Origin of the sequence: Christensenella hongkongensis (assembly GCF_000981035.1) — a bacterium.
Classification (GTDB): domain Bacteria; phylum Bacillota; class Clostridia; order Christensenellales; family Christensenellaceae; genus Christensenella; species Christensenella hongkongensis.
Genome location: NZ_LAYJ01000122.1, coordinates 1 through 6580 on the forward strand (window position 1 = coordinate 1; position 6580 = coordinate 6580).

8 protein-coding genes are annotated in these 6580 nt (G+C 40.1%); 5 read left to right on the top strand and 3 right to left on the bottom strand.

The genetic code is table 11. The features are described from left to right. The 5 genes from CHK_RS16735 to CHK_RS13140 all read left to right on the top strand — a co-directional run. A partial coding sequence (locus CHK_RS16735; protein ID WP_046444535.1) for a DUF6076 domain-containing protein occupies positions 1-838 on the top strand: 838 nt, incomplete at its 5' end. A gap of 4 nt (positions 839-842) precedes the next feature. Next, the gene (locus tag CHK_RS13125) at positions 843-2033 is read left to right on the top strand and encodes a tyrosine-type recombinase/integrase (RefSeq protein WP_082103565.1); all 1191 of its coding nucleotides are present in this window, start codon (positions 843-845) and stop codon (positions 2031-2033) included. Between the two features lie 136 nt (positions 2034-2169). Next, positions 2170-2529, top strand: coding sequence for a helix-turn-helix domain-containing protein (locus CHK_RS13130; protein WP_046444536.1), 360 nt, complete (start codon positions 2170-2172; stop codon positions 2527-2529). Between the two features lies 1 nt (position 2530). Then, positions 2531-2902: a hypothetical protein gene (locus CHK_RS13135; RefSeq protein WP_046444537.1), complete on the top strand. Its 372-nt coding sequence runs from the start codon at positions 2531-2533 to the stop codon at positions 2900-2902. 6 nt (positions 2903-2908) lie between these two features. Further along, positions 2909-3613 (top strand): ImmA/IrrE family metallo-endopeptidase, encoded by a 705-nt coding sequence (locus tag CHK_RS13140; protein ID WP_046444538.1) that lies wholly within the window; start codon positions 2909-2911, stop codon positions 3611-3613. 768 nt (positions 3614-4381) lie between these two features. On the opposite strand, the gene CHK_RS13145 is transcribed toward CHK_RS13140, so the two are convergent. From CHK_RS13145 to CHK_RS13155, 3 genes are all read right to left on the bottom strand, one after another. Beyond that, entirely contained in the window at positions 4382-4585 is a 204-nt protein-coding gene (locus CHK_RS13145; RefSeq protein ID WP_046444539.1) for a hypothetical protein, read from the bottom strand. 316 nt (positions 4586-4901) lie between these two features. Next, complete coding sequence (locus CHK_RS13150) at positions 4902-6128, bottom strand: Fic family protein (protein WP_046444540.1); 1227 nt, start codon at positions 6126-6128, stop codon at positions 4902-4904. A gap of 178 nt (positions 6129-6306) precedes the next feature. Then, the coding region (locus tag CHK_RS13155; RefSeq protein WP_052740598.1) for a phage holin at positions 6307-6580 on the bottom strand (274 nt) is incomplete at its 5' end.

The window sequence follows — 6580 nt, forward strand, 5'->3', positions numbered from 1 at the left end:
TCCCGATCTGTTCAGTGTATACCGTGAAAAGAGTTTGCGGGTGGTAGATGCCTTGCTCCGGCAGAAGGAATGGAACAAGCAATCCGTCTTAGAGGGCTTCAAAGACATATTTTTAAACGCCCATGTCATTTCAACCTATATTGAACAGGTAAAAACCTTGCTGAATGCGAATGTGTTTGCGGATAAGATATATGGGCAGAAAGCGACGGCTGATATACGCATGGATATGATCTATCATTTGTTGGGCGCACATGACGAACGTGTCAATGAGTCGTTCCATGCCCCGAAAGGAAAAACGGAAGCAATAACCTCTAATGGGAGGATTTCAGCAAAAGTACCGCTTGATCTCATGGCTCCCTCGGATTATTCTTTCCTGCACGATGCGGAAATCAGCCAAAAGCTAATGATCGCGCTTGATGGCGATATGCGCCGTCTGGAATTTTATATCCGTGCGGACGATACCCTGCAAAGCGTCATAGTAGCATACATTAAGGATATGATCGAGCAGGAAGTTGTCATTCGGAAATGTAAGCATTGTGGACGTTATTTTGTGGCACAAGGCCGAACGGTTTACTGTGAACGCACCATAGACGCGCAAGGTAATACCTGCCGGCAAACAGGGGCAATGGCGCAGTACACGCAGAATCTGGACAGATCGCCGGAGAAAAAAGCGTACAGGCAAGCCTACAAAAACAATTTTGCGAAAATGAAGAAAGGCGTTCTTTCCGAAGCTGATTTTGAACGGTGGAAAGAGGAAGCAAAGAAGTTAAGAAAAGATGTAGAAAGTGGTGGGATGCAGGCAGAAGCATTCCTCGACTGGCTCAAATATGGGGAGTGATCACATGGATAGGAAGGAAAACAAAGATAACCGAAAAGCGAAGAGAGGCGCACAGGGCGGCGGCTCGATGCGCAAGCGTGCTGATGGTATTTGGGAAGCGCGTTACACCGTAGGGCGCGATCCTGGCACTGGTAAACAGATTCAGAAGTCTGTTTATGGAAAAACGCAAACAGAGGTTCGCATAAAGCTCCGTCAGGTCACGACGGAAATAGATAATGGCATTTATATAGAGCCTGTCAAAATGACGTTTGGACAATGGCTTGATATTTGGTTGAAAGAGTATACGGGCAATTTAAAACCATTGACGCTGAAATCTTATGCCACACAAATCGAAAGGCATATCAAACCGTCATTGGGAGCGGTCAAGCTTCAAGCGCTGAATACACCAACAATACAAGCCTTTTACAACAAGGTTCATAGGGGAACAAATGATACAGTAGGTCTGTCAGCGAAAACAATCAAAAATTTGCATGGTGTCGTTCATAAAGCGCTTTCACAAGCTATGGAAATTGGATATGTGAAGTTTAACGCTTCTGACGCCTGCAAGCTGCCCCGTGTCGAGAAAAAAGAAATCAAACCGCTTGAAAATGATGAAATGAGCGCATTTTTGCAAGCAATACAAGGACATCCATATGAAACGATCTATCTTGTCGATTTGTTTACAGGTTTACGACAGTCAGAAATTCTTGGGCTGACGTGGGATTGCATCGACTTTGACAAAAGAACGATTTATGTGTACAGGCAGCTACAAAAAATACAGGGAGTTTATCAGTTCCTTCCGTTGAAAAACAATAAGGCACGTATGATCTCTCCCGCATCCACTGTGATGCAAACACTAAAGGCGCAGAAACTTCGGCAAAGCGAATGGCGCTTAAAAGCCGGAGCAGCTTGGCAGCCGTGGGAAGGGAATCAGCTTGTGTTTACGAATGAAATCGGCGGACATCTTGCCCACTTTACGGTTTATAAGCACTATAAGAAGATTGTGCGTGATCTTAATATTCCAGATGCACGGTTTCATGACCTGCGGCATACATACGCAGTCGCTTCTCTGCAAGCGGGAGACGATGTAAAAACGGTACAGGAGAACCTTGGACACCACACAGCCGCTTTCACGCTCGATCAATATGGGCACGTTACCGAGCGCATGAAGAAGGAAAGCGCGGATCGGATGGAGAAGTTTATAAAGAATCTTTAACTTTGAAACAGAACATTTGATTTATAGAATGTAAAGAAACTACTATCGGATTTGTCTATAAATACAATCTTGACAATATATTATAATCATGTTATTATGTTAGCAAACAAGCTAACGTCAGAACGGAGGGGAAGTTTTGTCAATATTTGGAGAATTTATTGCAGAGAAACGAAAAGCGCGGGACATATCGTTGAGAGGAATGGCAGATATGCTGGAAATAGCAGCTCCATATCTTTCCGATATCGAAAAAGGACGTAGAAATCCTCCTAGCTTTGAAATGTTGGAAAAAATTGCTTCAATACTCAAATTGACAAAAGAAGAGCGCGATTTAATGTTTGATTATGCTGGTGAAGAAAAAAACCAAGTCTCTCCTGATTTGCCAGAATACATTATAAATACGCCAGCTGCCCGTACGGCGCTGCGCAAAGCAAGAGATAAAGGTAAAGATGCAGATTTTTGGATTAGTATTGCGGATAAGCTCGACGAGGAGAAGTAATATGTCTCATGAAATTGCAGATGCTTTCAAAAAAGTGATTGATCGTGAACTTTTGAATGTTGCTTACAAACCATTGTCCTCTTACATTGAAGATAATTATCAACGACTTGATTTGACATACAATTCTAATCAAATAGAATATGTTGAACACGCTATGTTGCTAGATTTTGAATTGGTTAAAGTATCAGATGTTAGCCTTAGCAACAGTATGATTAAATTTCAGATCGTTGTAAATGCAGAAATTGAGATTGAAGAAACCGTACATCGTGATAGGAACGTGGATTCTGTTAATAAATGGCTGATTTTAATATGTTCTGCTGAAGTTGCCGATGTTCCCGGTACACTTGCAGTCGATTCCATCGAGGTTTATTGAGAAGGTATGATAGAAATAAAGCTTTCAAAAGAAATGGTTCCAATCCTGAGAAAAGATGACTTTGAACTTATTGCAACGGACTTTTTAAGCAAATATTTTTCTCAAGCGATTTACAGCCCTGCGGTAGTGCCCATCGAAAAAATTGCTACACAGGATATGATGCTACAAATCAGACGAATTCATATATCGGAAGATTTGAGCATTTTAGGGCAAATATTTTTTAACGAAGGATTGACCGAAATCTATTTAAAAGATACGGACGAAATTGTATATGAGAAGGTCGAAAGAGGAACCGTCTTTATCGATCCAGACGTAATAGTTACTCGCAACCTTGGAAGTGAAAGAAATACGATAGCGCATGAATGTGTACACTGGTATATCCATCAAGCATATCATACTATGCAAATACTTGCTGGCGGAGATGAAGCCGTTGCCTTCAAATGTCCTTACAAAGCACCATCAGATGAATTTGAGATGAGATGGTCTAATGAGGATTGGATGGAGTGGCAAGCAAATGGAATTGCACCTAAAATATTGATGCCGCATGAAGCTTTTCGTATCTTCGTGCAGCAGCATCCCTTATATACCAAGATAAAGAATGGAGATGCTGTACCGACATGTTTAGATTTATTGATAACCGATGCGAAAGAATTTTTTCAGGTGTCAAAACAATCCGCATCCATCCGACTTTCAGAGTTGGGGTTAATATAGATATTTTTTTGCACATATGTTAGCTTGGAAGCTAACAAGCAAACACATGGAAAGGAGATAAGAATATGGCAAAATCAAATCCGAAGCAGACCTCGCGTCCTGTAGCCAGTAAAGCCTCTAGCCTATTGAGAAGTGGGCGTACTAGTGCCAATACCAAATCTGTGGCTGGAAGCGCTCTGTCACAGACTCGGCCTCAAGCAAAAAAGAAATAGGTGGCTGCTCTGCGAAAGCGACCACCTGTAAATAGGGATCACAAGCTTGGTTACACCCTGCTCATGAATCATTTTTATCTAACTAATTATAAACAAATTGAACATAGATGACAAGAGAAAATTCCAAGCTAGAAAGGAGCGCTCCAATTGGAGCAACTCAATATGAAAATAAAATATACGTACTATCGTTGTGCTTGTGGTAAAAAGGTTATTCCTATTACAAATCCAAGTAAATGTCCACATTGCGGCAGAGTAACTAGACTAAAATAGATAAGGAGCATTTGATATACTATTTGCGACAAACTGTATTGAATCTTCCTAAAGGGTAAACCAAAGGGTAAAAATGCCGTGAAACGCAAAAGAACCGCTTAACAAAGCGGTTCTTTTTGGCGGAGAAGGAGGGATTTGAACCCTCGCGCCGATTACCTCAGCCTACTCCCTTAGCAGGGCTATAAATTTCCTTTTATCAAGCATATTCTAAGCATCTTGTGTGTAGTGTGCGTGTAATAGAATTGAATTTTATCCGCCCTATTCAGAGCGGCTCAGACTTTCACAGTCAATTTTTCGGCAGCACGGTAAACGATCTTCGCATCAATTCTCTTACAGCTTTTTTAAAATCCTTGCATGGAAAAAACTTCTGCTCGTACCGCTCCTTGTCTTTTGGAAAGTCTTCTTCACAGAATTTGTCACGTTCAATGATCCCCGTCTCGCATACTCCATTCCTATAGTGTCGCTGCATAACCATAAATTTCCACTCCATAAGGGCCTCCTTTTCGTTGGCGTCATCAATGGCAGCCGTAAAGCTTAAACACTATTTTTCTGCTTTGTGTAGGTAGATGTTTTTGCATCTTTATTTTAATACTCCATTTTAATGAAATCAATATAAAGTTATCTGTAGAAGATTGTGGAGACAAGGAATTTTGGGTTTCAGGTTCTGCTCGGATGATAAAAGACCGCTCCTGATTGGGCGGTCTAGGCATTCCATAATTAGTTCACGTGTGGGCGGGGAAGATAAAAGCGGGAGCCGAAGCCCCCGCGTGGTGTAAAAGTATTATACAACAACAAAATATTCAATATCATTCATATTTTTCACGATACTCATCTAGAAAGCCCTTAACGTTCAATCTAATGCGTTTTGTTTTTCCTTCTTGTGACACAGTCACAGGGAAACCTTTCCTTATTATCTCATCTATACTTGCCTTTTCTGTAGACCAGCTGACCTTTAAAGTTTCGCTCAACTCTTTCATGCTAAAAGGTTCATCTGCGAATAAATAATTCTGGGCCAACAAGAACATTATATCTCCTTCGCGTTTCTTTAGCACACCGTCGTCATGCAAAAGATTTATAACCGTTAAAATTTCATTTAATGCAGCTACTTGCTGCTCTATTCTATCAAGAAGTGTATCTGCTGCTTCGTCAACAAACGAAAGAAATTTTAATACGAAGGGGGTAACATCGCCTCTATTTTTACTATCATTTACATCTTCAAATGCCTTATAATATTGATCTTTTTTTTTCTTTATCACGTACGAGAGCCTTATTGACATAAGCGGCGGAAGTACATGTGCAAATAGAGCACTACTCATAAACCTTCCCATTCTTCCATTTCCATCATAAAAAGGATGTATGTATCCAAAGCAGTAATGGAATGCAGCTACCCTATATAAATATGGAATCTCCTCATTCTGAAGCATACTTATTGACTTTTCCATATTGCTTATAATTTCACTTTCAGGAGTAAGTCCCGCATGAATTATTTTTTGTCTTGGATTCCGCACAAATACTTTATTAGTCCTAAAAAAAAGTCCATCAGGACGGTCATCTAGTGGAATTTCATTTAAAAAAATTTCATCGTATAATTTTCTGATCCCGCTAATAGAATATATATCTTCGCTAAGATCTTTTTCGTTATTTAAAATTTTCACATACTTATTCACTATGCCGCTAAAACGCAACTCTTTTTTACTCTTTGTATTTGTCAACGCTTCAGAAATCTCCGCCTTAGAGCTGTTTACTCCTTCTATATCGTTCGACATCTGAATTTCATCAATCAAGCAGCTTCTCTCTCTAAAACTCTTTGCTACATCAGGCAATAAAAAATCATATTCATTGATACGCATGGCTTTACGAAAAATGCTTTCCGTTAAAATAGTTAACTCTTTAGTATTAGCAATAAATGCAGGATGCTTTTTTATCTTTATAGGCAGCTTTATCGTGCCAATTCCTTGATATCTTTCCACATACGCTTTTTCGTAAGCATTTTTATCGGCATAGTACAAATTTTTTAATTGTATATATTTCATAACTTCACCTAAAAAACGCCTTATATTTTGACTGGTTTATGTATAATATCATATATCAACCTAAAAATCAACGTTTTTTTAGATCGTTATTTCTTCTTTAATCATATCAATTTAATTATCGCTTATTTCTTACATCAACAAAAAAGGCGACACCCCGCAAGATGCCGCCCGTTCTCAATCATTCTTTCGGTTTCTCATACCCTTGTGCCTGCTCGCTATCCTTAATCCCTTTTGTGGTGGGATCAGTCACAATTCCAATAAAGGAAAGAATCTGCACAACCATCATGACAACGTTTACGATCTGCTCCTGCGAGTATGCAGGGATAAACCCCACGAGATCAAAAATGTAATACAGCAGCGTAAGCACAAGACCTGTAACGCCAATCCAGAACGCCCCGCTCTGCAGTCTTACCTGCAGAGCGGGGCGTTCTGGATTGGCGTTACAGGTCTTG

Coding starts and splice junctions, on each gene's coding strand:
- CHK_RS13125 (WP_082103565.1), top strand. CDS start 843: ATGGATAGGAAGGAAAACAAAGATAACCGAAAAGCGAAGAGAGGCGCA.
- CHK_RS13140 (WP_046444538.1), top strand. CDS start 2,909: ATGATAGAAATAAAGCTTTCAAAAGAAATGGTTCCAATCCTGAGAAAA.
- CHK_RS13145 (WP_046444539.1), bottom strand. CDS start 4,585: ATGGAGTGGAAATTTATGGTTATGCAGCGACACTATAGGAATGGAGTA.
- CHK_RS13135 (WP_046444537.1), top strand. CDS start 2,531: ATGTCTCATGAAATTGCAGATGCTTTCAAAAAAGTGATTGATCGTGAA.
- CHK_RS13150 (WP_046444540.1), bottom strand. CDS start 6,128: ATGAAATATATACAATTAAAAAATTTGTACTATGCCGATAAAAATGCT.